At 54.4% G+C, this 26,644-nt stretch carries 22 protein-coding genes and 1 pseudogene; 17 read left to right on the forward strand and 6 right to left on the reverse strand.

Features of this window, described 5'->3' with window-relative positions; genetic code table 11:
• Nucleotides 1–11: 11 nt before the first annotated feature.
• Both JY391_RS06175 and JY391_RS06180 read right to left on the reverse strand, forming a co-directional pair.
• Nucleotides 12–2,945 carry a site-specific integrase gene (locus JY391_RS06175; protein WP_130979154.1) on the reverse strand — a complete coding sequence of 978 codons (2,934 nt, stop codon included), beginning with the start codon at nucleotides 2,943–2,945 and terminating at the stop codon, nucleotides 12–14.
• Nucleotides 2,942–4,132: a tyrosine-type recombinase/integrase gene (locus tag JY391_RS06180; protein WP_229264047.1), complete on the reverse strand. Its 1,191-nt coding sequence runs from the start codon at nucleotides 4,130–4,132 to the stop codon at nucleotides 2,942–2,944. The genes JY391_RS06175 and JY391_RS06180 overlap by 4 nt, the downstream gene beginning before the upstream one ends.
• Before the next feature lie 230 nt (nucleotides 4,133–4,362).
• Between JY391_RS06180 and umuC the strand changes: the two are divergent.
• Both umuC and JY391_RS06190 read left to right on the forward strand, forming a co-directional pair.
• A pseudogene (umuC, locus tag JY391_RS06185) lies at nucleotides 4,363–5,202 on the forward strand (translesion error-prone DNA polymerase V subunit UmuC); the annotation flags it as partial.
• A 5-nt stretch (nucleotides 5,203–5,207) separates the two neighbouring features.
• Nucleotides 5,208–5,414: a hypothetical protein gene (locus tag JY391_RS06190; protein ID WP_199956558.1), complete on the forward strand. Its 207-nt coding sequence runs from the start codon at nucleotides 5,208–5,210 to the stop codon at nucleotides 5,412–5,414.
• 1 nt (nucleotide 5,415) lies between these two features.
• On the opposite strand, the gene JY391_RS06195 is transcribed toward JY391_RS06190, so the two are convergent.
• Nucleotides 5,416–6,084: an SOS response-associated peptidase gene (locus JY391_RS06195; protein ID WP_211935411.1), complete on the reverse strand. Its 669-nt coding sequence runs from the start codon at nucleotides 6,082–6,084 to the stop codon at nucleotides 5,416–5,418.
• Between the two features lie 230 nt (nucleotides 6,085–6,314).
• Between JY391_RS06195 and lepA the strand changes: the two genes are divergently transcribed.
• The 7 genes from lepA (at nucleotide 6,315) to acpS (ending at nucleotide 12,829) form a co-directional block, all read left to right on the forward strand.
• A complete protein-coding gene (lepA, locus tag JY391_RS06200) occupies nucleotides 6,315–8,114 on the forward strand; it encodes a translation elongation factor 4 (protein WP_042291517.1) in 1,800 nt (599 codons plus the stop codon).
• A gap of 16 nt (nucleotides 8,115–8,130) precedes the next feature.
• A complete protein-coding gene (gene lepB, locus JY391_RS06205) occupies nucleotides 8,131–9,105 on the forward strand; it encodes a signal peptidase I (RefSeq protein WP_211935412.1) in 975 nt (324 codons plus the stop codon).
• Between the two features lie 274 nt (nucleotides 9,106–9,379).
• Complete coding sequence (gene rnc / locus JY391_RS06210; protein ID WP_042291512.1) at nucleotides 9,380–10,060, forward strand: ribonuclease III; 681 nt, start codon at nucleotides 9,380–9,382, stop codon at nucleotides 10,058–10,060.
• Nucleotides 10,057–10,962, forward strand: coding sequence for a GTPase Era (gene era / locus JY391_RS06215; protein ID WP_042291507.1), 906 nt, complete (start codon nucleotides 10,057–10,059; stop codon nucleotides 10,960–10,962). Before rnc ends, era begins: the two co-directional genes overlap by 4 nt.
• A 26-nt stretch (nucleotides 10,963–10,988) precedes the next feature.
• Nucleotides 10,989–11,702, forward strand: coding sequence for a DNA repair protein RecO (gene recO / locus JY391_RS06220; protein WP_174435354.1), 714 nt, complete (start codon nucleotides 10,989–10,991; stop codon nucleotides 11,700–11,702).
• A gap of 15 nt (nucleotides 11,703–11,717) precedes the next feature.
• Nucleotides 11,718–12,449: a pyridoxine 5'-phosphate synthase gene (pdxJ, locus tag JY391_RS06225; RefSeq protein WP_042291504.1), complete on the forward strand. Its 732-nt coding sequence runs from the start codon at nucleotides 11,718–11,720 to the stop codon at nucleotides 12,447–12,449.
• On the forward strand, nucleotides 12,449–12,829 hold the full coding sequence (gene acpS, locus JY391_RS06230) for a holo-ACP synthase (protein ID WP_181822740.1): 381 nt from the start codon (nucleotides 12,449–12,451) through the stop codon (nucleotides 12,827–12,829). Before pdxJ ends, acpS begins: the two co-directional genes overlap by 1 nt.
• A gap of 82 nt (nucleotides 12,830–12,911) precedes the next feature.
• On the opposite strand, the gene JY391_RS06235 is transcribed toward acpS, so the two are convergent.
• Together JY391_RS06235 and JY391_RS06240 are read right to left on the reverse strand one after the other, a co-directional pair.
• The gene (locus tag JY391_RS06235; RefSeq protein WP_042291500.1) at nucleotides 12,912–13,172 is read right to left on the reverse strand and encodes a YfhL family 4Fe-4S dicluster ferredoxin; all 261 of its coding nucleotides are present in this window, start codon (nucleotides 13,170–13,172) and stop codon (nucleotides 12,912–12,914) included.
• A 55-nt stretch (nucleotides 13,173–13,227) separates the two neighbouring features.
• Nucleotides 13,228–14,076 (reverse strand): MurR/RpiR family transcriptional regulator, encoded by an 849-nt coding sequence (locus tag JY391_RS06240; protein WP_200035826.1) that lies wholly within the window; start codon nucleotides 14,074–14,076, stop codon nucleotides 13,228–13,230.
• A gap of 113 nt (nucleotides 14,077–14,189) precedes the next feature.
• On the opposite strand from JY391_RS06240, the gene murQ reads away from it, so the two are divergent.
• The 3 genes from murQ (at nucleotide 14,190) to tadA (ending at nucleotide 16,418) form a co-directional block, all read left to right on the forward strand.
• Complete coding sequence (murQ, locus tag JY391_RS06245) at nucleotides 14,190–15,107, forward strand: N-acetylmuramic acid 6-phosphate etherase (RefSeq protein WP_211935413.1); 918 nt, start codon at nucleotides 14,190–14,192, stop codon at nucleotides 15,105–15,107.
• Between the two features lie 105 nt (nucleotides 15,108–15,212).
• Nucleotides 15,213–15,848, forward strand: coding sequence for a phosphatidylglycerophosphatase C (gene yfhb, locus JY391_RS06250; RefSeq protein WP_042291490.1), 636 nt, complete (start codon nucleotides 15,213–15,215; stop codon nucleotides 15,846–15,848).
• 24 nt (nucleotides 15,849–15,872) lie between these two features.
• Nucleotides 15,873–16,418: a tRNA adenosine(34) deaminase TadA gene (gene tadA, locus JY391_RS06255; RefSeq protein ID WP_211935414.1), complete on the forward strand. Its 546-nt coding sequence runs from the start codon at nucleotides 15,873–15,875 to the stop codon at nucleotides 16,416–16,418.
• 12 nt (nucleotides 16,419–16,430) lie between these two features.
• Here the strand turns inward: tadA and mltF are convergent, their stop codons facing one another.
• Nucleotides 16,431–17,978, reverse strand: coding sequence for a membrane-bound lytic murein transglycosylase MltF (mltF, locus tag JY391_RS06260; protein ID WP_042291485.1), 1,548 nt, complete (start codon nucleotides 17,976–17,978; stop codon nucleotides 16,431–16,433).
• Between the two features lie 256 nt (nucleotides 17,979–18,234).
• On the opposite strand from mltF, the gene purL reads away from it, so the two are divergent.
• From purL to glnB, 5 genes are all read left to right on the forward strand, one after another.
• Nucleotides 18,235–22,122, forward strand: coding sequence for a phosphoribosylformylglycinamidine synthase (gene purL / locus JY391_RS06265; RefSeq protein WP_211935415.1), 3,888 nt, complete (start codon nucleotides 18,235–18,237; stop codon nucleotides 22,120–22,122).
• Nucleotides 22,123–22,658: 536 nt separating this feature from the next.
• Nucleotides 22,659–24,089: a two component system sensor histidine kinase QseE/GlrK gene (gene qseE, locus JY391_RS06270; protein WP_060570598.1), complete on the forward strand. Its 1,431-nt coding sequence runs from the start codon at nucleotides 22,659–22,661 to the stop codon at nucleotides 24,087–24,089.
• A 19-nt stretch (nucleotides 24,090–24,108) separates the two neighbouring features.
• Nucleotides 24,109–24,834 carry a two-component system QseEF-associated lipoprotein QseG gene (gene qseG / locus JY391_RS06275; RefSeq protein WP_060570479.1) on the forward strand — a complete coding sequence of 242 codons (726 nt, stop codon included), beginning with the start codon at nucleotides 24,109–24,111 and terminating at the stop codon, nucleotides 24,832–24,834.
• A complete protein-coding gene (glrR, locus tag JY391_RS06280; RefSeq protein ID WP_304502517.1) occupies nucleotides 24,834–26,168 on the forward strand; it encodes a two-component system response regulator GlrR in 1,335 nt (444 codons plus the stop codon). Before qseG ends, glrR begins: the two co-directional genes overlap by 1 nt.
• Nucleotides 26,169–26,233: 65 nt before the next feature.
• Nucleotides 26,234–26,572 carry a nitrogen regulatory protein P-II gene (gene glnB, locus JY391_RS06285; protein WP_012906673.1) on the forward strand — a complete coding sequence of 113 codons (339 nt, stop codon included), beginning with the start codon at nucleotides 26,234–26,236 and terminating at the stop codon, nucleotides 26,570–26,572.
• Nucleotides 26,573–26,644: the final 72 nt, after the last annotated feature.

A 26,644-nucleotide genomic window follows, 5' to 3' on the forward strand; every position in this document is an offset into this window, starting at 1 on the left:
CCTTTTGTGCGTCAGGATGAGGACTGCAGGTTACGCCTGATGGTATCGACCTGCTCAATCAAATCCATTTCTTCCAGCATGTCGTCACAGCTGCCAATAATTTCGTGAGCTTTTCTCTTTTCCGCCGGCAGATTCTGTTGCCCGGCCAGCTCAGCCATCTTTACCCAGGCATCTCTGTAAACAAGGACGTCATCGCGTCTGGCGGGATCGGGGGCATTCCCTGCACAGCCAATACAGGCAAACTTGGCCGGGCACGCATTCGCAATCGTACAACATCCTCCCGTAACAGGGATCAGTGCTCCAACCTTACCGACAGCCTCTGTCAGTTGCTGAGCAATATCGCCTTTCGTGCGGATATGTTGCCTGGAAAAGTCATGTCGCTGAGTGAAAATTTGCTGCTGCAGTTCGACCAACTGAGAGGGTGTATGCCTGGCATAATATTCTGTAACGTTGACATCTTTTTGCTTCATCAACAAAGCCAGTACGTCCAGTGGCGTATTCAGTGTACGCATCTCTGTTGCAAAGCTATGTCTGAGCAGATGGCTAGTGACTTTTATAGATTGTCCGGTGGGCGTTTTCAAGGAAAGCCCATGGAGCATAACGGAAAGTGCGCCGTTAATGTCTTTCTGTGTAAAATGTCTTTCATCGTTTTGCCAGAGGTAACTCGCGGGTTTTAATTTTGGTCCCAGGCATGCTGCTGCTTTAATAACGGGAAAAGTCTGCGCTCTGCTTCTTTGGTAACCCCACCATTCATAAAGACTTTCCATACACTTATTATCAATATAAAAAGGCTCCTCTTTTAATCTCCCTTTGGGAACCGCGTTAAATAAAATGCACTCTTTATTTTCTGCCAGATTTATCCGATAAAGATGCTCTGGGACTAACCTTATCTGCAAAAACTCATGTGCTCTGGCCCCGGTTTTTGACATAATTTGAACAACAGAATGCGCCAACAGAGCATCGACCATCAAAATTTCAACAGGAATAAATATCAGCCCTAACTCTTTACTCAACAGGTATTGCCACCGGCTGGCTGTATATCCGTAGGGAGTGGTGATGGGGCCCTGAAAAGACGTCTTTGAAACCCCGTATCGGTCAGTGATTTCAGCCGAAGGAGTGCCTGTGAGCGCGGCAAGCGTGATCAGTTCAGTGAACCACAGCCCTTCAACGGGCTGGTGATGTTTATCGTAGCTTCCCTCATAAGTAGTGAATTTTACATCCGAGTCGTGAATAGTATGATGCGGATTAGCATCACGATATCGATATGTTCTGGCTTCAGCGACATGCTCATGTGCCTGCCTCAATAGCTTTGCGTCCCAGACTTTAAACCTGTGCGTATATGCCTGTTCGCCTCTGTTTTCCATGACAACAGATTCTGTATACTCAAAAAGCAGCGGCGTCTTTTTCTCCGACTTTTCAAATATCTTAAACGCCTTTTGTATCTCCTGATGTAGCCTGTTGATCTGCAACTTCCTTCTTTCCACAAAATCGCGAAGAAAATAAAACTTCTGGTGCAGGACGGCTGTTTTAGACTTTCTTTTGTTTTTTTGTTCCTGTGAGACAGCTCTGTGCAGGGTGGATTTTTTCCAGAATAAATCGTCGGACACGCGCGGCAGTGCAAAGGGGGCAAACTTTTCTCGCTGGTCTGTGTTAAGTTTGCTGAAATAATCGCTTTGCTTAACGAGTAACCGAAAATACGTCTGAATTATTCTAGCCCTCTGTCCTATATTGTCTTCCGGGATAAGGTCACCTTGATGATACGCCTCAAAAAAGGTATCACAGTCAAACTGGCCTATGTCATCCAGGCCAGTTGCGTTAAGAAACCGGGGCATGTAATAAAAAAAAGTAATGTCATTTCTTCTGTTACTGTAACAGGTCGCCATGATAAAAAATGCCGTGTTTCTCAGACCCGGTTGCTTAATCTCGTAAATCATACGTATCTGTGCATTGGTCATTGGTTTACCTGTTGCAGGCGAGTCCAGAAACGTCAGCGGTATTGTCTGAAGAACCGGGTCGAGTGTGGCGATGAGCTCATCCAGAGAGATTGTCTTCCAGGCATCTTTTTTCACCAATTTGGTATCAGTGCACTTTTCCCATTGATCTACCACTCTTTTAACTAGCCTGTGGTCAAGGCAGACTATGGTGGTTATTTCTGAATATGTCACTTCACGGTTATTCCGGCTTAAGTAATCAATGGCAAGAACCACTTTTTTCTCGCCAATTTCTTTTGATCTTGCTGTATTTTGCAGTGAGTACTTGAAGGTCGTTACCGTTCTGTTCCATTCAAAGTAGGCTAAATCATCAGAAACATCTTCGTCAAGGAGAAGATCAGCCAGTTCGCTAACGTAACAGCGTCCATACCTAGAAATGATATGCAAATCTATGCCGAATTGTTCTGATATTTCTGAGGTTTTAAAGGGCTCGGCCTGCATTTTATAAAAGTCATATAATTTGTAAATAACCTTTTTACGCTCATCCTGAGACAGGAATGGAATTGAGCTCGAGAATGCAGAGAATTCGGTAATGGGCTCCTTGGTCTTAATTCTTTCAACAATGTTGAAAATATCTTTATCTTCTGCGCAACACTGCTTTTTTATTTTTAACATATACTCTTTATTGTTATTTCTGAGTCCGTCCTCAATACAATAAATAATGTACCGGTATTTAATCTCCAGTGCATAGCTACTGCTTCGGATGAAAAAATCAAATGTCAGGTATTTCTGCTCCCATCCAAGAAACGACTGATCGCTCATCGGCATAGTACCAAGCAGCTGAGCCATAACATTATCAATGTAAGGCATCAACGCTCTTTTCAGTGCAGGCCGCCCGGTACGGGAGCCCGGTAAATCTTCAATCCTGAACCAGTTTCCCCGTTCTTCACGCTGGGTAAGTTCAGAAAATAATGTATGGCTGCGTCGTGCAGCAGGTTGAGTATCAACGCTCATAGTTTACCCTCCAGCATTTCTTTCAGCATCAGCGAGCCCAGACTTTCCTTGTCATCGGGCACATCACAAGCAGCCTGAGCCTCCAACTGCTTGTCTTCGATGTACGTGTGTATTGCACTTGCCAGCAAAGGCAAATCATGACGCTGTCGGGCTTGATCATAAGCTGGCAACATATCGGATCTCCATCCCATTAATACCTGCAGGGCGCTGCGTTTCTGCAGAAGATCAGCCTCTGAAACGGCGCTATGGTGGATCTCGTTCAGTGCCATCGTGACAAACCAGTGTCGAACCTGGTGGGTGCGTATCTTAAGTCCGGCAGCGGCCAGTACAGGCGTCCATCGGTAACGTCTAAAGTTGTCCGCTGTCATTGGATGACCTCTTTTTGTACAGAAAAGCGGAAGCTGGTGAACATTTTCGGGAGGTAAAGCGGTGCGCCCGTTGAGATATGGCAGCAGTTCAGGCCTGTCATTTCTGATATAGCGCAGCAGCACCTTCAGCGTTTTATCCGTGATGATGATATTCTTGACCCGCTTCCCACGACTGCCTTTACTCAGCGACATGAACATGTTGCGAAAACCGCTGACCTTCCAGTCATGCATGGTCAGCGCGCAGGCCTCGTGTATTCTGCAGCCCGTATCGAAAAGTATTCTCACGAACGCTATATCCTGTAGCTTCCAGCCACACTGTTCGCCTGAGGCCAGCACATGCTCCATGAGTTCCGGATCGTCCAGATACTCCGGGATCCATTGATTATCTTTAATTCTGTAATACGAAGAGCTCAGTCTGAGAGGACGCCAATGGTCAATGCCACTGTCTGATGGCATCGGCGGTCTCTGGTGTATTCTCACAAAGTCATCAAGATGCTGTAGCCGGATTTCGGCAATCATATTTTTGGCTTGGGGTAAATCAAGAGGGTGAAGATGGGAATACAGCTGCATCGAGATGAGCAACTGATAAAAAGATCGCAGCGCAGCTAACAGATGATTAATCCGGTGGGCTTTTCCCCAAGTAACCTGTACCTTGCGAATATCTTCTCCTGACAAATCGCGTGCGAAAAATAAAGTACAGTGCAGTTGGGTTGTCAGGAAATGTTCGAGCACAGCACGGACCTGACTACTGTTGCCCAGCAAATCCCAATGCTGGCGTTTCACTGTTTCATCCTGTCCAGCCCAGGAAAAAAAAGCCATAAGATGCCTGAGATAAGCCTTAACTGTGGCTGGTGAATGGTACCTTTCGGCTCTGCACGCATAAACCGTCAACGTTAAATGTGGCAACCCCTGAGAATCTGTTACATGAAAGAGAAAATCACCTCTACCGCGACGTAACCGAAACATATATACCTCTCCTCTAATGCTGGCAGCATATGGCAGATGTACTGATGTAACTGGGTTTTTGATTGAGTGTAGAACAGCAGTGTTACACAGCAAAGTTGGCAAATCATGCGGCGAAAAAGTGGCTGAGGCAGACCGGCGGTGTAGTCGACCTGTCGAATGTTGATCGGCAGCGTAAATTAATGACGGCGCTACCGGTTGATGAAACATGGGGCGTCGGTCGCCGAATCGCTAAAAAACTCGAGGCCATGGGGATCAGGACGGTGCTCGATTTGGCAGACACCGACATCCGGTTTATCCGTAAGCATTTCAGCGTGGTGTTGGAAAGGACTGTAAGAGAGCTCCGTGGCGAATCATGCCTGGGGCTGGAAGAGTATGCGCCAGCAAAGCAGGAAATTGTCTGCTCCCGTTCGTTCGGCGATCGGGTAACTGATTACGAGCAGATGAGGCAGGCTATTTGCAGTTACGCAGCGCGTGCGTCTGAAAAACTCCGCGGGGAACATCAGTATTGCAGGTTTATTTCGGCATTCGTCAAAACCTCACCCTTTGCCCTCAATGAGCCTTACTACGGTAACAGCGCTTCCGTCAAATTGTTGACACCAACGCAGGACAGCAGGGACATTATCGGCGCGGCCACGCGTTGTCTTGATGTAATCTGGAAAGACGGGCACCGTTATCAAAAGGCGGGTGTGATGCTGGGTGACTTTTTCAGCCAGGGCGTGGCGCAGCTTAACCTGTTTGATGATAATGCGCCGCGTGCCGGCAGCGAAAAACTAATGGAAGTGTTGGACCACCTCAACGCCAAAGATGGTAAGGGAACGCTCTATTTCGCCGGGCAGGGTATCCAGCAGCAATGGCAGATGAAGCGAGAGAAGCTTTCGCCTCGATATACTACAAGGTACTCCGATCTGCTGAGAGTGAGATAAAATGAATGTATACCATCAATTACCAAAGCGAGACTTTCATGAGAACGCCAATAACTAAAGAAGAAGTAGATATGTTGATTAATGACCTCGATATGTTGGGAGATCAACAATTAGTTGGAATCGAAGCTTATGAAGCGATGCGCCTTCTGGAGATGCGAAGACAAACCTCTCAATTGGAAGCAATAAAGCAGTTGTTAGAAAGAAAACAATAAGTTAAAGCGGGATAATCAAATCAGCCCCTTGATTTTTCACATTCCCCACGGCACGCGATACAGCGTGCCAGGTAAATTTATCTACTGGCACTGTACCATCGGCAATTATCGCCTCTGCCTCTTTCCCCCCAACATCTTGCCGCATCCATTCCCTTGCTGCTTCCGGCGTAAGCACAAGTGGCTGTCGGTCGTGTATATCGACCAGTCCCTGATCTGCTGCTGATGTCACGATGAGAAAACCTTCAGCTTCGTCGCCGCGCTCAAACGGTATGCTTCCGATCGCAGCCATGAATATCGGCTGCCCGTCGGCGCGGTGAATAAAGTACGGCTGCTTCGTGCTTCCTTCCTTCTTCCATTCAAACCACCCATCAGCAAAACAGATCGCCCGGCCATGCTGCCAGAGAGGCTTGAACATTCTGCTGGTGGCCGCAGTCTCAACGCGGGCGTTAATCAGTGGTGCTTTATCCCACCACCCGGGTGCGTATCCCCAGAACACCGGATCGAGGTGTATCTGCTCGTCGCGTTCGCTCAGTAGCAGGACCTTGGTGCCGGGCGCCACGTTGTAACGACCAATCGGCTCCGGGTCATATGCGATGTCGCGATCACCTTCATCGGCAAGGTAGGCCAGGTATTCTTCACGAGTTTGGGCTTGCGCAAAACGTCCACACATAGAAATCTCCAGCCAAATGTCATACTAAAAGTATAGAGTAGCTGGTCCGGACAGAAGATACGCCTTATAGATGTTACATCGTAGGTTAATCAAGTGATCGTATGCTGACGATTTCGGCGCTACAGTGTAATATGCACGCCAGTCGTTGATGGGGTAGTTACTGTGGAGTGTCCACCGCTGTGTCCATCAAGAAAAATTTATCAGCATAGCGAGTTAAAAAATTCATATTTATGAAGAATATACGAAATTTCTCCATTATTGCTCACATCGACCACGGTAAATCGACGCTGTCTGACCGTATTATCCAGATCTGCGGTGGCCTGTCTGACCGTGAAATGGAAGCGCAGGTTCTCGACTCGATGGATCTGGAGCGTGAGCGCGGCATTACCATCAAAGCGCAGAGCGTAACGCTCGATTACAAAGCCTCAGATGGTGAAACGTACCAGCTTAACTTTATCGACACCCCCGGTCACGTTGACTTCTCGTACGAGGTTTCCCGTTCGCTCGCCGCCTGTGAAGGGGCGCTGCTGGTGGTGGATGCCGGGCAGGGCGTTGAAGCGCAGACGCTGGCGAACTGCTACACCGCCATGGAAATGGATCTCGAAGTGGTGCCGGTTCTGAACAAAATTGACCTGCCCGCTGCCGATCCGGAACGTGTCGCCGAAGAGATTGAAGATATTGTTGGCATTGACGCGACTGACGCTGTGCGCTGCTCGGCGAAAACGGGCGTTGGCGTAACCGACGTGCTGGAACGCCTGGTGCGCGATATCCCGCCGCCGCAGGGCGACCCGGAAGGGCCGTTGCAGGCGTTGATTATCGACTCCTGGTTTGATAATTACCTCGGCGTCGTGTCGCTGGTGCGGATTAAAAACGGCACCATGCGCAAAGGCGACAAAGTAAAGGTCATGAGCACCGGTCAAACCTATAACGCCGATCGCCTGGGCATCTTCACGCCGAAGCAGGTTGACCGTACCGAACTGAAATGCGGCGAGGTAGGTTGGCTGGTCTGCGCCATTAAAGATATCCACGGCGCGCCGGTGGGCGACACCCTGACGCTGGCCCGTAATCCGGCGGACAAAGCGCTTCCGGGCTTTAAAAAGGTCAAACCGCAGGTTTACGCAGGTCTGTTCCCGGTAAGCTCCGACGATTACGAAGGCTTCCGTGATGCCCTCGGCAAACTGAGCCTTAACGATGCGTCCCTGTTCTATGAACCGGAAAGTTCTTCCGCGCTTGGCTTTGGTTTCCGCTGCGGCTTCCTGGGGCTGCTGCATATGGAGATCATTCAGGAACGTCTGGAGCGTGAATACGATCTGGATCTCATCACCACGGCGCCGACCGTTGTTTACGAAGTGGAAACCACGGCAAAAGAGACGATCTACGTCGACAGTCCGTCAAAACTGCCGCCGCTGAACAACATCTATGAACTGCGCGAACCAATCGCAGAGTGTCATATGCTGCTGCCGCAGGCGTATCTGGGGAACGTCATCACGTTGTGCGTTGAAAAACGCGGCGTGCAGACCAACATGGTTTACCACGGTAACCAGGTGGCGCTGACCTATGAAATCCCGATGGCGGAAGTCGTGCTCGACTTCTTTGACCGTCTGAAATCCACATCGCGTGGCTATGCGTCGCTGGATTACAACTTCAAACGCTTCCAGGCTTCCGATATGGTGCGCGTAGACGTTCTGATTAACAACGAACGCGTCGACGCGCTGGCGCTGATCACGCACCGTGACAACTCCCAGAGCCGTGGCCGTGAGCTGGTGGAGAAGATGAAAGATCTGATCCCGCGTCAGCAGTTTGATATCGCGATTCAGGCGGCAATCGGCACACACATTATTGCGCGTTCTACCGTGAAACAGCTGCGTAAGAACGTGTTGGCGAAATGCTATGGCGGCGATATCAGCCGTAAGAAAAAACTGCTGCAGAAGCAGAAAGAAGGTAAGAAGCGTATGAAGCAGATCGGTAACGTCGAACTGCCTCAGGAAGCGTTCCTCGCCATTCTGCATGTCGGTAAAGACAGCAAATAACCCTTAAGGAGTTGGCATGGCCAATATGTTTGCCCTGATTCTGGTGATTGCCACACTGGTGACGGGCATTTTATGGTGCGTGGATAAATTCTTTTTCGCGCCAAAACGTCGGGAGCGTCAGGCCGCAGCGCAGGCCGCTGCTGGTGATTCGCTCGATAAAGCCACCTTGAAGAAAGTGGCGCCGAAACCCGGCTGGCTGGAAACTGGCGCGTCGGTTTTCCCGGTGCTGGCGATTGTGCTGGTCGTGCGTTCGTTTATTTATGAGCCGTTCCAGATCCCGTCAGGTTCAATGATGCCAACGCTGCTGATTGGTGACTTTATCCTGGTGGAGAAATTCGCTTACGGGATTAAAGATCCGATCTACCAGAAAACGTTGATCGAAACCGGTCATCCGAAACGCGGCGATATCGTGGTCTTTAAATATCCGGAAGATCCGAAGCTCGACTACATTAAGCGTGCGGTTGGGCTGCCTGGCGACAAAGTGACTTACGATCCGGTTGCCAAAGAACTCACCATTCAGCCTGGCTGTCGCTCTGGTCAGGCGTGCGAAAATGCTTTACCGGTGACCTACAGCGACGTACAGCCGAGCAATTTCGTACAGACGTTCTCGCGTCGTAACGGCGGCGAGGCGACCAGCGGCTTCTTTGACGTACCGCAGAGTGAAACGAAAGAGAACGGCATTCGACTTGCCGAGCGCAAAGAGACCCTTGGCGACGTCACGCACCGTATTCTGACCGTACCGATTGCGCAGGATCAGGTGGGGATGTATTACCGTCAGCCAGGTCAGCAACTGGCGACCTGGATTGTGCCGCCGGGGCAGTACTTCATGATGGGCGATAACCGGGATAACAGCGCAGACAGCCGTTACTGGGGATTTGTCCCGGAAGCTAATCTGGTGGGGAAAGCAACCGCAATCTGGATGAGTTTTGACAAGCAGGAAGGCGAATGGCCGACCGGCGTCCGTTTGAGCCGTATTGGCGGGATCCACTGATCGCGGTTTAGCGTTCACGTTGTCGTCAATGTGGCGGCAACGTGAATTATTTATTAGATAATTCCCCCCAGGCTAACGACATCCCTTGTCGTTGTGTATAGAATATTCCCCCGAAGTTTAAGGTTGGCGCCTCCTGGTCGCCACGGCACACGAAACAGCGTTGGTTCCCCATATACAGGCAAGTAAAGCTGTCGCTCTGCGGCTGGCTGAATAGCCTGTGTATCAGGTCTGTTTCGTGTGCTGAATTGTTGACGCATTTATTTATTGGTATCGCATGAACCCCATCGTAATTAATCGGCTTCAACGGAAGCTGGGCTACACTTTTACTCATCAGGAGCTGTTGCAGCAGGCATTAACCCATCGCAGCGCCAGCAGCAAACATAACGAGCGTTTAGAGTTTCTTGGCGACTCCATTTTAAGTTTTGTGATTGCGAATGCGCTGTATCACCGTTTTCCGCGCGTAGACGAAGGCGACATGAGCCGTATGCGCGCAACGCTGGTGCGGGGTAATACGCTGGCTGAACTGGCGCGTGAATTCGATCTGGGCGAATGTTTACGCTTAGGGCCTGGAGAACTGAAGAGCGGCGGTTTTCGTCGTGAGTCGATTCTGGCCGACACCGTTGAAGCGTTGATTGGCGGGGTGTTCCTCGACAGCGATATTCAAACCGTCGAAAAACTGATTCTCAACTGGTACCAGACCCGTCTGGACGAAATCAGTCCGGGCGATAAACAAAAAGATCCGAAAACGCGTTTGCAGGAATATTTACAGGGTCGCCATCTGCCGCTGCCGTCGTACCTGGTTGTGCAGGTTCGTGGCGAAGCGCACGATCAAGAATTTACAATCCACTGCCAGGTCAGCGGCCTGAGTGAGCCGGTGGTAGGCACCGGTTCGAGCCGTCGTAAGGCGGAGCAGGCTGCCGCCGAACAGGCGCTGAAAAAACTGGAGCTGGAATGAGCGAAGATAAAACCTACTGCGGATTTATAGCCATCGTCGGACGTCCGAACGTGGGTAAATCCACCCTGTTAAATAAGCTGCTCGGGCAGAAGATTTCGATCACCTCCCGTAAAGCGCAGACCACGCGTCACCGAATTGTCGGCATCCATACCGAAGGGGCATATCAGGCGATTTACGTCGATACTCCCGGTCTGCATATGGAAGAAAAGCGTGCGATCAACCGTCTGATGAATAAAGCGGCCAGCAGCTCTATCGGTGACGTTGAACTGGTGATCTTCGTGGTTGAAGGTACGCGCTGGACCCCGGACGACGAGATGGTGCTGAATAAACTGCGCGACGGCAAAGCACCGGTGATCCTGGCCGTGAACAAGGTGGATAACGTTCAGGAAAAAGCCGATCTGCTGCCGCACCTGCAGTTCCTGGCAAGTCAGATGAACTTTCTCGACATCGTACCGATCTCCGCTGAGACCGGGATGAACGTCGACACCATCGCGGGTATTGTGCGTAAACACCTGCCGGAAGCCATTCATCACTTCCCGGAAGATTACATTACCGATCGCTCTCAGCGCTTTATGGCCTCTGAGATCATCCGTGAAAAGCTGATGCGTTTTCTTGGCGCTGAGCTGCCTTATTCGGTCACCGTCGAAATTGAGCGTTTCGTGACTAACGAGCGCGGCGGCTACGACATCAACGGGCTGATCCTCGTTGAACGTGAAGGGCAGAAAAAGATGGTTATTGGCAACAAAGGCGCCAAGATTAAAACCATCGGCATTGAAGCGCGTAAAGACATGCAGGAGATGTTCGAAGCCCCGGTTCACCTTGAACTGTGGGTGAAAGTGAAATCGGGATGGGCCGACGACGAGCGCGCGCTGCGCAGTCTCGGTTATGTCGACGACCTCTAAACCTGCGTCCTGCACAGACGACGAGTATGATGGAAGGCTGGCAGCGCGCATTTGTCCTGCATAGTCGTCCCTGGAGCGAAACCAGCCTGATGCTGGACGTCTTCACGGAAGAGTCGGGTCGCGTGCGCCTTGTTGCCAAAGGCGCGCGATCTAAACGTTCGAACCTGAAAGGCGCTCTCCAGCCTTTTACCCCCCTGTTAGTGCGCTTTGGCGGGCGTGGCGAAGTGAAAACGCTACGCAGCGCTGAAGCCGTTTCTCTGGCCCTCCCTCTGAGCGGTATCACCTTATACAGTGGTCTGTACGTTAACGAACTGCTGGCCCGCGTGCTTGAGCACGAAACCCGTTTTTCGGCCCTCTTTTTCGACTATCTGCATTGCATACAGGCGCTGGCGGGCGCTACCGGTACGCCCGAACCGACCCTGCGTCGATTCGAACTGGCGCTGCTCGGGCACCTTGGGTATGGCGTGGACTTTTTGCACTGCGCCGGCAGCGGTGAAGCGGTGGATGACACAATGACCTATCGTTACCGCGAGGAAAAAGGCTTTATCGCCAGCGTGGTGATCGACAACAGCACCTTTACCGGTCGGCAGTTGCGGGCGCTGGCGGAGCGCGAGTTTCCCGATGCTGATACCTTGCGCGCCGCGAAACGCTTTACCCGCATGGCGCTGAAGCCGTATCTTGGTGGAAAACCTTTAAAGAGCCGCGAATTATTCCGGCAGTTTATGCCGAAGCGAAAATAAAAAACGAGGATTGTCATGGCTGAATTACTGTTAGGCGTCAATATTGACCACATTGCCACCCTGCGTAACGCGCGCGGCACGGCGTATCCGGATCCGGTGCAGGCGGCGTTCATTGCTGAACAGGCGGGCGCGGATGGTATCACCGTCCATCTGCGCGAAGATCGTCGTCATATCACCGATCGCGACGTTCGTATTCTTCGCCAGACGCTGGACACGCGGATGAACCTGGAAATGGCGGTGACCGAAGAAATGCTGGCGATTGCGGTGGAGACCAAACCGCATTTCTGCTGCCTGGTGCCGGAAAAACGCCAGGAAGTGACCACCGAAGGCGGCCTCGATGTCGCCGGGCAGCGCGACAAAATGCGTGATGCCTGCAAGCGTCTGGCGGAGGCGGGGATCCTCGTGTCGCTGTTCATCGACGCGGATGAAGTACAGATCAAAGCCGCTGCCGAGGTGGGCGCGCCGTACATTGAAATCCATACCGGCTGCTATGCCGATGCGCAAACTGACGCTGACCAGGCGCAGGAGCTGGCGCGCATCGCGAAAGCGGCGACCTTTGCCGCAAGCCTCGGTCTGAAGGTCAATGCGGGCCACGGTTTAACGTACCACAACGTGAAAGCTATTGCCGCGCTGCCGGAAATGCATGAACTGAATATCGGCCATGCGATTATTGGGCGTGCGGTCATGAGCGGCCTGAAAGAGGCGGTAGCGGAAATGAAGCGCCTGATGCTGGAAGCGCGCGGCTAATGGCAATCCTCGGTTTAGGCACCGATATTGTGGAGATCGCCCGCATCGAAGCGGTGATCTCCCGCTCCGGCGACCGCCTTGCCAGACGGGTGCTCAGCGACAACGAGTGGGCGATTTGGCAGACGCACCAGCAGCCGGTGCGTTTTCTTGCCAAGCGCTTTGCGGTGAAAGAGGCGGCGGCAAAAGCGTTGGGTACCGGTATCCGCAATGGCCTGGCGTTTAATCAGTTTGAAGTGTTCAACGATGCGCTGGGGAAACCGCGCCTGCGGCTGTGGGGGGAAGCGTTAGCGCTGGCAGAGAAACTGGGTGTTGTTCATATGCATGTGACGCTGGCCGATGAGCGCCATTACGCCTGCGCCACGGTCATTATTGAAAGTTAAGCAGCGTTGCCGTCATCCGGCATATTCACTCGCCGAACGGCATCCTGTTTTATCAGGCCCGGAGGCGGGTCTCAGGCAGCCGTTACAGCTTATCGGCGTGGTGCATCAGAACAAACTTGTCCCACAGTTGCTCTTCCGTTTCGACATGCGCCGGATCTTTCAAAATGGTATTCGGGATAGGGCACACCTTCTGACAGGTGGGCGTTTCATAATGGCCTACGCACTCTGTGCACTTGTCGCTGTTAATCTCATAAATGCTCTCGCCCATTGAAATCGCCTCATTGGGGCATTCTGGCTCGCACATATCGCAGTTGATGCATTTTTTGGTGATTAACAGGGCCATCAGGAAACTCTCATAACATCACAAACCGGGCGGGCATTATACGCGCATTCTTTGCTCAAACCAGTTTTTTTACCAGCGCCTCGCTCTGGCGTATCCGCTCCGGCGCATGTTCTAAATCCTGCTGTACCAGCGCCATAAACAGCAGATCGGTCAGCAGCGTCTGTGCGTGAGTGGAAGAGATAGCGGCACTGCGCGTGGCCTGCTCTTCCGCAATGGTATAAAGACAGTGACTGGCCCGCTGCTGCAGGGCGTTAGGGGTGAAACCGGTTATAGCCAGAATCTTGCCACCGACGCGCAGTGTTTCATCCGCCGCCAGATTCAGCTCACGGCGCTCTCCGCTGTAGGAAATGGCAAACAGCAGATCGTCTGGCGTCAACGCCTGAACCGTCGCCAGCAGCGCATGCATATCGCGCTCCACGACCGCGTTGAGGCCGATTTTTCGTAGCTTCCAGGCAAAACTCTGCGCTACCAGACCCGACGCGCCGATGCCGGTCAACACAATGCGTCGGGCGCTGCGCAACAGATTCACGCTTTCGATCAGCTTCTCTTCCGTATTCACGTCCAGCGTGGCATGCATGGCCGCGACGTTCTCTTTGATCAACTTCTCGCCGACGAGACGTAACGGATCGTCGCCGCGGATCTGGTTGTGCACCGGCACAGAATGCGCGGCTGGCGCGCTCATCAGCGCTTCGCTGAGCGCCAGTTTCAATGCGGGGAAACCTTTATAGCCAAGCTTTTGCGCGAACTTCACGACGCTTGACTGACTCACGCCCGCTTCGGCAGCCAGCTGCTGAGAGCTAAGATGTCTTGCCGTATCCGGCTGCGTGAGCAGATAGTCCGCGAGCTTTTTATCACTCTGCGCAAACCCAGAATATCGCTGACGAATACGAATCAAACAGTTCATAACCTCTCCCGGAAAACGAAATGGCGCAACAGACTGAAATTTTGCTCGCCTTAGTGAATATTCTATTCCATTATTAATGATAAATATGAATTAAAAATTCCTGAGGAGCAAATATGAATCTCGGCGCGTTAGTATCAGAAACCCGCAATCCCCAAACGATGGATCTTGATGCGCTGCCGACGCTTAAATTGGTTGAGCGTTTTAATCAACAGGATGCGCAGGTAGCGGAAGCCGTAAAAGCGACTCTCCCGGAGGTTGCGCGAGCGGTCGACGCCGCGGCTGACGCGTTGAAATCCGGGGGGCGTATTATCTATATGGGGGCAGGGACCAGCGGACGCCTGGGCGTGCTTGATGCCTCGGAATGTCCACCGACATTCGGCGTCCCGCACGGTCTGGTTATCGGGCTGATTGCCGGTGGTCCGGGGGCATTGCTTAAAGCGGTCGAAGGCGCAGAAGATAATCCTCAGTTGGGGGTAGACGATCTTGTCGCGATCAACCTAAAGCCACAGGATCTGGTGGTGGGACTGGCCGCTTCGGGCCGTACACCGTACGTGATCGGGGCGCTGAAGTATGCGCGTGGCGTGGGCTGCACGACGGTGGCTATCTCCTGTAACCCGGATTCACCCATTGCCCGCGAAGCCGATATCGCGATTTCGCCGGTCGTCGGCCCCGAGGCGCTCACGGGCTCAACGCGCCTGAAGTCAGGCACTGCCCAGAAACTGGTGCTCAATATGATCTCCACTGGCGCGATGGTGAAGTTCGGCAAGGTTTACCAGAATCTGATGGTGGATATGCAGGCCACTAACGTCAAACTGGTCGATCGCGCCTGTCGGATGGTGGTTGAGGCGACGGGCATTGCGCGCGACGACGCGGAAGCGCTTCTCAAACAAACCGACTATGACGTTAAACCCGCTATTCTGATGGCGCTGACCGGTCTTAACGCTACGGCGGCGAGAGAGAAGCTGGCCCAACATCAGGGCTTTTTACGCGCGGCGTTAGCCGACTCGTCTGCGGATCGCCTGGGTAAATGATTGTTGCCGGAAAAGTGACGATCTATCTGTTAGGCTAAGATCAGGAGTTATCGTCAGGTTTCCGTTTCCTGACGACAGACGTTGAATGATCCAGAGGAGTAAGGTTTGACCACTAACGCGCGTCGTGTCGTATTTTTTGATTTGGATGGTACGTTGCACCAGCAGGACATGTTCGGCAGTTTCCTGCGCTATTTGTTGCGTCGCCAGCCTCTCAACGCGCTGCTCGTGCTGCCTCTTTTGCCGGTCATTGCCGGCGCGTTGCTGATAAAAGGGCGCGCAGCGCGCTGGCCAATGAGTTTGCTGCTGTGGGGCTGCACCTTCGGGCACAGCGAAGCGCGGCTGCAGACGCTGCATGCAGACTTTGTGAGCTGGTTTCGGGAAAGCGTGACGGCGTTTCCGCTCGTCCAGGAACGTCTGACAACCTATCTGCTCAGTTCAGATGCCGATATCTGGCTGATTACCGGTTCGCCGCAGTCGCTGGTGGAGCAGGTGTATTTTGATACGCCGTGGCTGCCGCGGGTTAATCTTATCGCCAGCCAGATGCGGCGCGGCTATGGCGGCTGGGTGCTGACGATGCGCTGTCTGGGACATGAAAAAGTGGCGCAGCTTGAGCGTCAAATCGGTACGCCGCTGCGTCTGTACAGCGGCTACAGCGACAGTAAACAGGACAACCCGCTGCTCTATTTTTGCCAGCATCGTTGGCGCGTCACGCCTCGCGGAGAGCTCCAGCAACTGGAATAGTTGAAAGTATAGCTACCGTGTATAATGCGGCCCGCTATGACTACCGGAGTATCCCTTTTGTCAGACGTTGAATTTAGCCACGAATACTGGATGCGTCATGCGCTTACCCTCGCAAAGCGTGCCTGGGACGCGAGAGAAGTGCCAGTCGGGGCGGTCCTGGTGCATAACAACCGCGTGATTGGCGAAGGCTGGAACCGCCCGATTGGTCACCACGATCCGACCGCGCATGCGGAGATCATGGCGCTCCGCCAGGGCGGACTGGTGTTACAGAACTACCGGCTGATTGACGCCACGCTGTACGTAACGCTGGAGCCGTGCGTCATGTGCGCAGGGGCAATGGTGCATAGCCGTATCCGCCGCGTGGTGTTTGGCGCCCGAGATGCCAAAACCGGCGCTGCCGGTTCACTTATTGACGTGCTGCACCATCCGGGAATGAATCATCGCGTAGAGGTTATCGAAGGCGTGCTGCGCGATGAGTGCGCGACGCTGCTCAGCGACTTCTTTCGCATGCGTCGTCAGGAAATTAAAGCCCTGAAAAACGCATCACGCGCTCACCTTTCATCCGACTAGGACGCGGTCAATTTACTCTGCGTCCTTTTTCTGCGGCAGGCGCAGCAAGGAAGGGGCATCCGCCAGATAGCCGGAGGACGCTTGCGACAGGAAGGAGGAGAGCGGCAGCGATTGCTTGCTGAATTCCGCAGGGGATACCACGGGATATTCTTCCGCCAGTCTCATTTCTTCCGCGACCCGTTTCTCTTTCTCCTGCAAATAGCCCACTAAACTGATCTGATACTTGCGGATATTTTCGACGTAGGCGTACGCTTCGTGACCGCGGGCGTAGCCATAGGTCAGCTTACTGTAATATGGCTTCTGGCTGAGCAGCGGCAGACGCTGCTTCACATCCGTCCAACTGTCAGGGTTACCTTTGGTTTTCGCCGTCAGCGTTCGCGCGTCGAGCATATGCGCATAGCCCATATTATACGCCGCCAGCGCAAACCAGATGCGCTCATCCTTTGGCACGGTTTCCGGCACCTTGCTCATCATGTCCTGTAAATACCGCGCGCCGCCGCTGATGCTCTGCTCCGGGTCGGTACGATCGGTAAGACCCAGACTTTGGGCCGTGTTTTTGGTCAGCATCATCATGCCGCGAACGCCGGTCGGCGAGGTAGCCTGCGGATCCCAGTGTGATTCCTGCCAGGCGATCGCGGCGAGCAGACGCCAGTCAATTTCCTGAGCATACTTTTCAAATAAGGGTTTCAGGTCGGGCAGCATGGCCTCAACGGCGCGCAGGAAGGTGCGGGTATCGACATAGTCGAAATCGTCGCCGTGGCCGAGATACTTCTCTTCCAGCCTCGCCAGCGAGCCGTCATCATTGATGCTGTTGAAGAAATCGAGCAGGGCGGCTGATAACGTATTGTCATCGTCCAGTTGGCTAAACCAGGTGACCGGCTGTTCGTCAGTGACATCCAGCGCGACCGCCAGTTCCGGATGTACGCGCTGATAAAGGCTGATGGCGACAGAGTCGGCAATGGTGTAATCCAGCTTACCGGCAAGCACGGCGTCCAACAGCTCCGTGGTGCCTTTTCTGTCTTCAATTCGCCAACTGAGTTGAGGAAATTTTGTCTCTTTCAGCGTCTGTAAATCATTAACCACCACATGGCCGGGAGCGATAGTCAGCTGGCTTTCCGTCACGCTGCCCAGCGTACGCGGACGATACTGGCCCACTTTGTAGACCAGTTGCTGCGAGACCGAGTAATAGGTCGGGCCGGGCTGGTAATTTTTAACCCGTTCGCTGTTATAGACCAGTCCGGCAGCCAGCAGGTCGGCATCGCCGTTATCCAGGTCATCGAACAACTGACTGATGTTCTGGCGTACGGTAATCTTCAGCTTCACCCCCAGATAGTTGGCAAACTGTTCGGCCAGCTCATAATCCAGCCCGTAGGGCTTACCATTAAGCGTTGAATAGGTCAGCGGCGAGTTAATGGTGCTCACGCGCAGCTCTCCCCGCGACTGGATCGCCGCGATACGACTTTCAGCTTTACCGGACCAGGGAATAGAGGGCCAAAGCGCGGCGGCCAACAACAGCGTCAGGATGCCGATGAACAGATAATTAATCTTTAATTTTTTCAATTAGTTAATTCTCTGTACCGTGCGTTGCCTCAGTGTAGGAAAAGGAATAGTAAGACCAGGAGTATTTATCAGTGAGCGGCATTTTGCTTAAACTTGCGTCAGTTGGCAACTAATTAGAACGATTGGCCGCACCGTCTGGCAAAAATTGACGCCAATTTTATTTCGACGCAAACGGTTTCGTCGGCGGCGCAGATTCTTTATAATGACGCCCGTTTCCCCACTTGGGCACACCGAAAGCTTAGAAGACGAGAGACTTATGATGGAAATTCTGCGTGGTTCGCCTGCACTGTCGGCATTCCGTATCAACAAACTGCTGGCGCGCTTTCAGGCTGCCAACCTCCAGGTCCACAACATTTACGCCGAGTACGTCCATTTTGCCGATCTGAACGCGCCGCTGAGCGATGATGAGCAGGCGCAGCTTGCCCGCCTGCTGAAATATGGCCCGAGCCTGAGCAGCCATACGCCGGAAGGCAAACTGCTGCTGGTAACGCCTCGCCCCGGCACCATCTCCCCCTGGTCTTCCAAAGCGACGGATATCGCCCACAACTGCGGTCTGCAACAAATCGATCGCCTGGAGCGCGGTGTGGCTTACTATGTTGAAGCCTCCACGCTGACCGCTGAACAGTGGCAGCAGGTCGCCGCAGAGCTTCACGATCGCATGATGGAAACGGTTTTTTCCTCATTAAACGATGCCGAAAAATTGTTTATCCATCACGAGCCCGCTCCGGTCGCCAGCGTCAATTTGCTGGGCGAAGGCCGCCAGGCGCTGATCGACGCCAACCTGCGTCTCGGCCTGGCGCTGGCGGAAGACGAAATCGACTACCTGCAGGATGCGTTCACAACGCTGGGGCGCAACCCGAACGATATCGAGCTGTACATGTTTGCCCAGGCGAACTCCGAACACTGCCGTCACAAAATTTTTAACGCCGACTGGGTGATTGACGGCGAGCCGCAGCCGAAGTCGCTGTTCAAAATGATTAAAAACACGATGGAACACACTCCCGACCACGTGTTGTCTGCCTATAAAGACAACGCGGCGGTAATGGAAGGTTCTGACGTGGGACGTTATTTTGCTGACCATGCCACCGGGCGCTATGACTTCCACCAGGAAGCGGCGCATATCCTGATGAAGGTCGAAACCCATAACCACCCAACGGCAATCTCGCCATGGCCGGGGGCCGCGACCGGTTCCGGCGGCGAGATTCGCGATGAAGGCGCAACCGGACGCGGCGCGAAGCCAAAAGCGGGGCTGGTGGGCTTTTCGGTCTCTAACCTGCGCATTCCTGGCTTTGAACAGCCGTGGGAAGAAGATTTCGGCAAGCCTGAGCGCATTGTGACCGCGCTGGATATCATGACCGAAGGCCCGCTGGGCGGCGCGGCGTTCAACAACGAATTTGGTCGTCCGGCGCTGAACGGCTATTTCCGTACCTACGAAGAAAAGGTCAACAGCCATAACGGCGAGGAGCTGCGCGGCTACCATAAACCGATCATGCTGGCGGGCGGGATCGGCAACATCCGCGCGGATCATGTACAGAAAGGCGAGATCAACGTTGGCGCGAAGCTGATCGTTCTCGGCGGCCCGGCAATGAATATCGGCCTCGGCGGTGGAGCGGCGTCGTCAATGGCGTCCGGCCAGTCTGACGCGGATCTCGACTTCGCTTCCGTGCAGCGCGACAACCCGGAGATGGAGCGTCGCTGCCAGGAGGTGATCGACCGCTGCTGGCAACTGGGCGAAGCTAACCCCATTCTCTTTATTCATGACGTTGGCGCGGGCGGTCTTTCTAACGCCATGCCGGAGCTGGTGAGCGACGGCGGGCGCGGCGGTAAGTTCGAGCTGCGTGATATTCTCAGCGACGAGCCGGGCATGAGCCCGCTGGAAATCTGGTGTAACGAATCCCAGGAGCGTTACGTGCTGGCGGTTGCCGCCGACCAGCTTCCGCTATTCGACGAACTGTGCCGTCGCGAACGCGCGCCGTACGCGGTCATTGGTGAAGCGACGGAAGAAAAACACCTGTCGCTGAATGACCGTCACTTTAACAACCAGCCGATCGATCTGCCGCTTGACGTGTTGCTCGGCAAAACACCGAAAATGACCCGCGATGTTCAGTCCCTCAAAGCGAAAGGCGACGCCCTGAATCGCGGCGGCATCACGCTTGCCGACGCCGTGAAGCGCGTTCTGCATTTGCCAGCCGTCGCGGAAAAAACCTTCCTTGTGACCATTGGCGACCGCACCGTTACCGGTATGGTTTCCCGCGATCAGATGGTCGGCCCGTGGCAGGTGCCGGTAGCGAACTGCGCGGTAACGACCGCCAGCCTCGATAGCTACTACGGCGAAGCGATGGCTATCGGCGAACGCGCGCCGGTGGCGTTGCTCGACTTCTCTGCTTCCGCCCGTCTGGCCGTTGGTGAAGCGCTGACCAACATCGCCGCGACGCAGATCGGCGACATCAAACGCATCAAGCTTTCCGCGAACTGGATGGCGGCTGCCGGTCACCCCGGTGAAGACGCCGGTCTGTATGAAGCGGTAAAAGCAGTAGGCGAAGAACTTTGCCCGGCGCTTGGCCTGACCATTCCGGTAGGCAAAGACTCCATGTCGATGAAAACCTGCTGGCAGGAAGGCGGCGAACAGCGCGAAATGACCTCGCCGCTGTCGTTGGTGATCTCCGCTTTTGCCCGCGTAGAGGACGTACGTCATACCGTTACGCCTCAGCTCTCGACCGAAGACAATGCCCTGCTGCTGATTGACCTCGGTAAAGGACACAACGCGCTGGGCGCCACCGCGCTGGCGCAGGTGTACCGTCAGCTTGGCGATAAACCAGCGGATGTGCGCGACGTGGCGCAACTGAAAGGTTTCTACGACGCGATTCAGGCGCTGGTGGCGCAGCGTAAATTGCTGGCCTACCACGACCGCTCCGACGGCGGTCTGCTGGTGACGCTGGCGGAAATGGCCTTTACCGGCCATTGCGGTCTCCAGGCCGATATCGCCACGCTGGGCGGCGACCATTTGGCCGCGTTATTTAACGAAGAACTGGGCGCGGTGATCCAGGTGCGTGCGGAGGATCGTGAGGCGGTTGAAGCGCTGCTGGCGCAATACGGCCTCGGTGACTGCGTCCATTATGTCGGTCAGGCCGTGTCGGGCGACCGTTTCGTGATTAATGCTAACGGCCAGACGGTGTTTAGCGAAAGCCGGACCACGCTTCGCGTCTGGTGGGCAGAAACCACCTGGCAGATGCAGCGCCTGCGCGACAATCCGGAATGCGCCGACCAGGAGCACGACGCGAAAACCAACGACGCCGATCCAGGCCTGAACGTGACGCTGACGTTTGATCTTAATGACGATATCGCCGCACCGTACATTGCCACCGGCGCGCGTCCGAAGGTCGCTGTCCTGCGCGAGCAGGGGGTGAACTCCCACGTTGAAATGGCCGCCGCGTTCCATCGCGCGGGCTTTGACGCCATCGACGTGCACATGAGCGATCTCCTCGGCGGTCGCACCGGACTGGGCAACTTCCAGGCGCTGGTGGCCTGCGGCGGTTTCTCTTACGGCGACGTGCTGGGCGCAGGGGAAGGCTGGGCGAAATCCATTCTGTTTAATCATCGCGTGCGCGATGAGTTTGAAACTTTCTTCCATCGTCCGCAGACCCTGGCGCTTGGCGTATGTAACGGCTGCCAGATGATGTCGAACCTGCGTGAACTGATCCCAGGCAGCGAGCTGTGGCCGCGCTTTGTGCGTAATCAGTCGGACCGTTTTGAAGCGCGCTTTAGCCTGGTGGAAGTGACGCAAAGCCCGTCGCTGTTGCTACAGGGGATGGTCGGCTCGCAAATGCCTATCGCTGTGTCCCACGGGGAAGGGCGCGTCGAAGTACGCGATGAGGCCCATCTTGCCGCGCTGGAGAGCAAAGGTCTGGTGGCGCTGCGCTATGTCGACAACTTTGGCACGGTGACGGAAACGTACCCGGCAAACCCGAACGGCTCGCCAAACGGCATTACCGCGGTCACGACGGAAAACGGTCGTGTGACCATCATGATGCCGCACCCGGAGCGCGTGTTCCGCACGGTCAGTAACTCCTGGCACCCGGAAAACTGGGGCGAGGACGGCCCATGGATGCGTATCTTCCGCAACGCGCGTAAGCAGCTAGGCTAAGCCGTTGCCTGTTGAATAGCCTCTTCACAAAGAGCCCGGTATATTTACCGGGCTTTTTAGTGGGTGTCGCGAATTTACGACAACACAGCCAGGTGAGTGTCGTCAAAAGGAGACGCTTAACCTATTGATTTTTATGGCGGTATAAAGGTTGTGCTTAAGGTGTTGCTAATAAGCGACACTCGGGGTGAAAAATGAGCAATGCCGGGCGCGGGCTTATTTTACATAAATAACATGAAATTCAGTGTGTTAACAAAATGTTTTATTTGTTGGCACAGTTACTGCATAATATTCACCAGTGGCTCATTCACCTTCTTATGTCAGCCCCTTCGGGACGTGCTACATAAACTTCGAATGACGCACAACAAGGTGCCTGCCGTCCAACTTCTGATAATAGCGATGCTTTATCAACCATCGGGCGAAACGTCGAGTTAGGCACCGCCTTATTCCATAACAAAGCCGGGTTTTACCCGGCTTTGTTGTATCTGACGTTTGCCTCAGTTAGCATCCTCTTATTCCTGTTTGGCGAGAGTAACGCATTGAAGCGCTGGTCTGTTTTCCCCCGTTCATTACGACAGTTGGTAACGCTGGCATTCCTGCTGATCCTGTTACCGTTGCTGGTTCTTGCCTGGCAGGCGTGGCAAAGCCTGAACGCCCTGAGCGCGCAGGCGGCGCTAACCAACCGTACGACGCTTATCGATGCGCGCCGCAGCGAGGCTATGACCAACGTAGCGCTGGAGATGGAGCGCAGCTACCGCCAGTATTGCGTGCTTGACGATCCAACCCTTGCCAGGGTGTACCAGAGCCAGCGCAAACGCTACAGCGAAATGCTCGACGCCCACGCCGGCGTATTGCCAGACGATAAGCTGTATCAGGCGCTGCATCAGGATCTGAACGATCTGGCGCAGCTGCAATGCCGTAACAGCGGGCCGGATACCGCCGCTGCCGCGCGTCTGGAAGCCTTTGCCAGTGCTAATACCGAGATGGTGCAGGCCACGCGTACCGTGGTTTTCTCGCGCGGGCAACAGCTTCAACAGGAGATTGCCGAACGCGGCCAGTTCTTCGGCTGGCAAGCGCTGGTGTTGTTTCTGGTCAGTCTTGCAATGGTATTGCTGTTTACGCGGATGATAATCGGGCCGGTAAAAGGCATAGAGCGAATGATCAACCGGTTGGGGGAAGGGCGGTCGCTTGGCAATACCGTCACTTTTACCGGACCGCGCGAGCTTCGTTCCGTAGGGCAGCGTATCATTTGGCTGAGCGAGCGGCTGTCCTGGCTTGAGTCTCAGCGCCATCAGTTTTTGCGTCATCTTTCCCATGAACTGAAAACGCCGCTCGCCAGCATGCGGGAAGGGACGGAACTGTTGGCCGATCAGGTGGTAGGCCCCTTGACGCCGGAGCAAAAAGAGGTGGTCGGCATCCTCGACGACAGCAGCCGCAACCTGCAAAAACTGATCGAACAACTACTCGATTATAACCGCAAGCTGGCGGACAGCCCCGTTGAGATGGAAAGCGTTGAGATTGAACCTTTGGTTGATATGGTCGTTTCCGCTCACAGTTTGCCTGCTCGCGCTAAAATGATGCATACCGCGGTTGAGCTGTCAGCTGACCGCTGTCTGGCGGAGCCGATGCTGTTGATGAGCGTGCTGGATAATCTTTATTCCAATGCGGTGCACTACGGAGCCGAATCCGGTAACATTCGTATCAGTAGCCGTTTCCAGGGAAACCGGGTTTACATTGACGTCTGCAATACCGGTACGCCAATTCCCGAAGCGGAAAAGACCATGATTTTCGAGCCTTTTTTCCAGGGAAGTCATCAACGAAAAGGGGCCGTGAAGGGCAGCGGGTTGGGGCTGAGTATCGCCAGAGATTGCATTCGCCGTATGCAGGGCGAATTGTATCTTGTCGAGGACCCTGCGCAAGCGGTTTGCTTCCGAATCGAATTGCCGCTTTCTGCATCGAAAAACGACTAAACAGATAAGTCTGGTAACTATGCCACACGTTTTTTTTCACATTTTTCAACGAATTCTGTCCCGTCGGGTCATCCTGGCGGGAATACCCTGTCTGGCGCTGCTGGGCTGTGTACCGCAGGCGGTAAAACATGACGCGGGCGAAACGGCGCAGGATAACCTGCCTACGACTCAACTGGCGGATTATCTGTCGGTCGACTGTACCGATATCTGGGCGCTGCATGGCCCGGCGACCGATACCAATCCGCTGTACTGGCTGCGCGCCATTGACTGCGCCGATCGTTTGATGCCGGTACAGTCACGCAATGAAGCCCGAATGCTGAACGACGACAGCTGGCAAAACGCCTTTAAGCGCGGCGTGCTGCTGGCGAACGCCAAAATCACGCCGCTGGAGCGTCGCGACACGATTTCCCGTCTTGACGGCGTCAGTACCCTGATCCCCTCGCAGGTGCGCCCGCTTTATCAAATCTGGCGCGACGGACAAGCGCTCCAGCTTCAGCTTGCTGAAGAGCGCCAGCGCTACAGCAAACTGCAGCAAACCAGCGACAGCGAACTTGATACGCTGCGCCAGCAACAACAGCACATGCAGGCGCAGTTAGATCTGACGACGCGCAAACTGGAAAACCTGACGGACATCGAGCGCCGGCTTTCCAGCCGTAAGCCTGCCGGAAGTTACAATCCTGACGCGGGACACAGCGAAGAGAAAGCTGCCGCGCCGGTTCCGTCCGATGATGAGGTATCGCCATGATAAGCCGTAAACCAGCGCATTTACTGCTGGTCGATGACGATCCGGGCTTGCTTAAACTGTTGGGCATGCGTCTGACCAGTGAAGGCTACAGCGTGGTTACAGCAGAGAGCGGAGCCGAAGGACTGCGCGTGCTAAACCGTGAAAAAGTGGATTTGGTGATTAGCGACTTACGCATGGATGAAATGGACGGGATGCAACTGTTTAGCGAAATCCAGAAGGTGCAGCCCGGCATGCCGGTGATCATCCTTACCGCCCACGGGTCGATCCCGGACGCGGTCGCCGCAACGCAAAAAGGCGTGTTCAGTTTTCTCACCAAACCGGTCGATAAGGACGCGCTGTACCATGCTATTGATGAAGCACTGGAACAGTCCGCCCCGGCGACCGACGACAGTTGGCGTGAGTCAATCGTTACCCGCAGCCCGCTCATGCTGCGTCTGCTGGAGCAGGCGCGGATGGTGGCTCAGTCTGACGTCAGCGTGCTGATCAACGGGCAAAGCGGCACCGGGAAAGAGATCTTCGCCCAGGCGATCCATAATGCCAGCCCGCGCAGCAGTAAACCGTTTATCGCCATTAACTGCGGCGCGTTGCCGGAACAACTGCTCGAGTCGGAGCTGTTTGGTCACGCGCGCGGGGCGTTTACCGGCGCGGTCAGCAACCGCGAAGGGCTGTTTCAGGCCGCAGAAGGCGGGACGCTGTTCCTTGATGAAATTGGCGATATGCCCGCGCCGTTACAGGTGAAACTGCTGCGCGTGTTGCAGGAGCGCAAGGTCAGGCCGCTCGGCAGCAACCGCGACATCGACATTGATGTGCGTATTATTTCGGCTACCCACCGTGACCTGCCGAAAGCGATGGCGCGCGGCGAGTTTCGTGAGGATCTGTACTACCGCCTCAACGTGGTGAGCCTGAAGATCCCGGCGCTGGCCGAACGGACGGAAGATATCCCGCTGCTGGCGAATCATTTGCTGCGTCAGTCGGCGGAGCGGCATAAACCGTTTGTGCGCGCCTTTTCCACCGATGCGATGAAGCGCCTGATGACCGCCAGCTGGCCGGGTAACGTCCGGCAACTGGTGAACGTCATTGAGCAGTGCGTGGCGCTGACCTCGTCGCCGGTGATCAGTGACGCACTGGTCGAGCAGGCGCTGGAAGGCGAAAACACCGCGTTACCGACCTTTGTCGAAGCCCGTAATCAGTTCGAACTGAACTATCTGCGTAAACTGCTGCAAATCACCCGAGGCAATGTGACCCATGCGGCGCGCATGGCGGGACGCAACCGGACGGAGTTTTATAAATTGCTCTCCCGTCACGAGCTTGATGCCAACGACTTTAAAGAGTAGCTCCCTACCAGGACGCACGCTATGATACGGTTAGCAACCGGTTACGCGATTAAAACAGGAACACCATGAAAAAGATTGATGCGATTATTAAACCCTTCAAACTGGATGACGTGCGTGAAGCGCTGGCTGAAGTCGGCATCACCGGGATGACGGTAACAGAAGTGAAAGGCTTTGGCCGTCAGAAAGGGCATACCGAGCTGTATCGTGGCGCGGAATATATGGTCGATTTTCTGCCGAAGGTGAAAATCGAAATCGTCGTGCCGGATGACATCGTGGAAACCTGTGTCGATACCATCATCCGTACTGCGCAGACCGGCAAAATTGGCGATGGTAAGATTTTTGTCTTCGACGTGGCGCGGGTTGTACGCATCCGTACCGGCGAGGAAGACGACGCGGCCATTTAAGCCGCGTCTGTCTGTAGGCTGGCGCAGTGCCTGATGGCGCGGCGCCTGTCAGGCCTGCGGGTTTTTCCGCTG

Source organism: Citrobacter sedlakii, assembly GCF_018128425.1.
Lineage (GTDB): Bacteria > Pseudomonadota > Gammaproteobacteria > Enterobacterales > Enterobacteriaceae > Citrobacter_A > Citrobacter_A sedlakii.

Bases quoted from the DNA above. Each gene is read 5' to 3' on its own strand.
- JY391_RS06175 (WP_130979154.1), bottom strand. From the start codon at position 2,945: ATGAGCGTTGATACTCAACCTGCTGCACGACGCAGCCATACATTATTT.
- JY391_RS06180 (WP_229264047.1), bottom strand. From the start codon at position 4,132: ATGGCTTTTTTTTCCTGGGCTGGACAGGATGAAACAGTGAAACGCCAG.
- JY391_RS06190 (WP_199956558.1), top strand. From the start codon at position 5,208: ATGTATACCATCAATTACCAAAGCGAGACTTTCATGAGAACGCCAATA.
- JY391_RS06195 (WP_211935411.1), bottom strand. From the start codon at position 6,084: ATGTGTGGACGTTTTGCGCAAGCCCAAACTCGTGAAGAATACCTGGCC.
- lepA (WP_042291517.1), top strand. From the start codon at position 6,315: ATGAAGAATATACGAAATTTCTCCATTATTGCTCACATCGACCACGGT.
- lepB (WP_211935412.1), top strand. From the start codon at position 8,131: ATGGCCAATATGTTTGCCCTGATTCTGGTGATTGCCACACTGGTGACG.
- rnc (WP_042291512.1), top strand. From the start codon at position 9,380: ATGAACCCCATCGTAATTAATCGGCTTCAACGGAAGCTGGGCTACACT.
- era (WP_042291507.1), top strand. From the start codon at position 10,057: ATGAGCGAAGATAAAACCTACTGCGGATTTATAGCCATCGTCGGACGT.
- recO (WP_174435354.1), top strand. From the start codon at position 10,989: ATGATGGAAGGCTGGCAGCGCGCATTTGTCCTGCATAGTCGTCCCTGG.
- pdxJ (WP_042291504.1), top strand. From the start codon at position 11,718: ATGGCTGAATTACTGTTAGGCGTCAATATTGACCACATTGCCACCCTG.
- acpS (WP_181822740.1), top strand. From the start codon at position 12,449: ATGGCAATCCTCGGTTTAGGCACCGATATTGTGGAGATCGCCCGCATC.
- JY391_RS06235 (WP_042291500.1), bottom strand. From the start codon at position 13,172: ATGGCCCTGTTAATCACCAAAAAATGCATCAACTGCGATATGTGCGAG.
- JY391_RS06240 (WP_200035826.1), bottom strand. From the start codon at position 14,076: ATGAACTGTTTGATTCGTATTCGTCAGCGATATTCTGGGTTTGCGCAG.
- murQ (WP_211935413.1), top strand. From the start codon at position 14,190: ATGAATCTCGGCGCGTTAGTATCAGAAACCCGCAATCCCCAAACGATG.
- tadA (WP_211935414.1), top strand. From the start codon at position 15,873: ATGCGGCCCGCTATGACTACCGGAGTATCCCTTTTGTCAGACGTTGAA.
- purL (WP_211935415.1), top strand. From the start codon at position 18,235: ATGATGGAAATTCTGCGTGGTTCGCCTGCACTGTCGGCATTCCGTATC.
- qseG (WP_060570479.1), top strand. From the start codon at position 24,109: ATGCCACACGTTTTTTTTCACATTTTTCAACGAATTCTGTCCCGTCGG.
- glnB (WP_012906673.1), top strand. From the start codon at position 26,234: ATGAAAAAGATTGATGCGATTATTAAACCCTTCAAACTGGATGACGTG.